The sequence below is a fragment of the Ezakiella massiliensis genome (assembly GCF_059862345.1).
Map to the genome: position 1 here is coordinate 1 of NZ_JCBCEO010000010.1, position 2903 is coordinate 2903.

1 rRNA gene is annotated in these 2903 nt (G+C 48.0%); it reads right to left on the minus strand.

The window, feature by feature from the left end:
• Positions 1-3: 3 nt before the first annotated feature.
• Positions 4-2880: ribosomal RNA gene (locus AC6FXG_RS08870) — 23S ribosomal RNA — on the minus strand.
• Positions 2881-2903: the final 23 nt, after the last annotated feature.

Below are 2903 nucleotides of genomic sequence, written 5' to 3' on the forward strand. Positions count from 1 at the left end.
TATTTGGTCAAGTCTTCGGCACATTAGTACAACTTAGCTTAAAGTATTACTACTCTTACACCAATTGCCTATCAAACTCGTTTTCTTCAAGTTGCCTTATTCTTTACGATGGGAAATCTTATCTTAAGGGGGGCTTCGTGCTTAGATGCCTTCAGCTCTTATCCTGTCCAAACTTAGCTTCCGAGCTATGCCACTGGCGTGACAACTCGTGCACCATTGGTTTGTCCATCCCGGTCCTCTCGTACTAAGGACAGCTCCTTTCAAATTTCCTACGCCCACGACGGATAGGGACCGAACTGTCTCACGACGTTCTGAACCCAGCTCGCGTGCCTCTTTAATGGGCGAACAGCCCAACCCTTGGGACCTACTTCAGCCCCAGGATGAGACGAGCCGACATCGAGGTGCCAAACACCCCCGTCGATGTGAACTCTTGGGGGGTATAAGCCTGTTATCCCCAGGGTAGCTTTTATCCGTTGAGCGATGGCCCTTCCACTCGGTACCACCGGATCACTAAGTCCTAGTTTCCTATCTGCTCGACCTGTATGTCTCGCAGTTAAGCTCCCTTATGCCTTTGCACTCTTTGCACGATTTCCGTCCGTGCTGAGGGAACCTTTGAGCGCCTCCGTTACTGTTTAGGAGGCGACCGCCCCAGTCAAACTGCCCAACTGACAGTGTCCCTGAACCGGATTACGGTTCTAGGTTAGAATTCCAGTAAAACAAGAGTGGTATCCCACCGGTGACTCCACAAAGACTGACGCCCTTGTTTCTTAGTCTCCCACTTATCCTGTACATGTTTTACCGAAATCCAATGCCAGCCTACAGTAAAGCTCCATGGGGTCTTTCCGTCCTGTCGCGGGTAATGCGCATCTTCACGCATACTACAATTTCACCGGATCCTTTGTTGAGACAGTGCCCAAATCGTTACACCTTTCGTGCGGGTCGGAACTTACCCGACGAGGAATTTCGCTACCTTAGGACCGTTATAGTTACGGCCGCCGTTTACTGGGGCTTAAGTTCTAGCCTTCGCTTGCGCTAAGCCTTCCCCTTAACCTTCCAGCACCGGGCAGGTGTCAGCTCCTATACTTCGAATTGCTTCTTAGCAGAAACTTGTGTTTTTGGTAAACAGTCGCTTGGGCCTATTCACTGCGGCCAATAGTTAGCCTATTGGCTCCCCTTCTCCCGAAGTTACGGGGTCATTTTGCCGAGTTCCTTAACAAAGGTTCTTCCGCTCATCTTAGGATTCTCTCCTCTCCTACCTGTGTCGGTTTGCGGTACGGGTATCTTTAGTCTCGATAGTGGGTTTTCTTGGCAGTGTGAATTAGTCTTCTTCTCTACTTGTTTTTCGATCCCCATCATACCTTACTTTAGCGAGAATGCGGATTTGCCTACATTCTCTGGCTTGGTATTTGGCCGCACTTTTCCTTGCCGTGCGGGTAAGTTAATCCTCCTGCGTCACCACTTCTCTAATAACGACTATTGATAGTACTGGAATCTCAACCAGTTGTCCATCGACTACGCTTTTCAGCCTGATCTTAGGTCCCGACTTACCCTGGGGGGACGAGCCTTGCCCAGGAATCCTTAGGTTTTCGATGGGTGAGATTCTCACTCACCTCTCGCTACTCATGCCAGCATTCTCTCTTGTATGCAGTCCACAGTTCCTTACGATACTGCTTCTGCCCACATACAATGCTCCTCTACCACTTGATTATATCAAGTCCACGACTTCGGTGTTAGATTTAGCCCCGGAAATCTTTGGCGCAAAATCACTTGACCAGTGAGCTATTACGCACTCTTTAAATGTATGGCTGCTTCTAAGCCAACATCCTGGTTGTCTAAGTAACTTCACATCCTTTGCCACTTAATCTACACTTTGGGACCTTAGTCGGTGGTCTGGGCTCTTTCCCTTTTGACATGGGAGCTTATCCCTCCATGTCTGACTCCTTGAGTTGTTTTCTTGGCATTCGGAGTTTGATAGGTGTTGGTAACATATACATGCCCCGCGACCATTCAGTGCTCTACCTCCATTAAACTTTCTCAAAGGCTAGCCCTAAAGCTATTTCGAGGAGAACCAGCTATCTCCGAGTTCGTTTGGCTTTTCACCCCTATCCACACGTCATCCGATAAGTTTTAAACCTTACCCGGTTCGAGCCTCCATATCGTTTTACCGATACTTCACTCTGCACATGGATAGATCACCCGGTTTCGGGTCTATTATATATAACTTTCCGCCCTATTAAGACTCGGTTTCCCTCCGACTACAGCACTTAATGCCTTAATCTCGCTATATACAATAACTCGCTGGCCCGTTCTACAAAAAGTACACGATTGCACTCTTAACGTGCTTTCGCTGCTTGTAAACATAGGGTTTCAGATTCTATTTCACTCCCCTTCCGGGGTTCTTTTCACCTTTCCCTCACGGTACTTGTCCTCTATCGGTCACCTAGTAGTATTTAGCCTTAGGAGGTGGGCCTCCCATCTTCACACAAGATTTCTCGTGTCTCATGCTACTTGTTAAGCGAGTTTGCTTCCATTCGATTTCGTCTACGGGATTTTTACCCTCTTTGATTCTCTTTCCAGTCGATTCGACTATCTCTTTTCTTGCGCCCTCGCAGGCTGGTCCTCGTTCGCTCGCCGCTACTTAAGGAATCGTTGTTACTTTCTTTTCCTCCGGGTACTTAGATGTTTCAGTTCTCCGGGTTCCCTTCTCACTAGCTATGTATTCACTAGTGGATAGTTTAGGTTTGCTAAACTGGGTTTCCCCATTCGGATATCTACGGGTCGTAGCTTATTTGCAGCTCTCCGTAGCTTTTCGCAGCTTATCACGTCCTTCTTCGGCTCTAGGTGCCAAGGCATCCGCCCTACGCTCTTAGTAACTTGACCTAAATTTATTTCGTCCTTTGTTT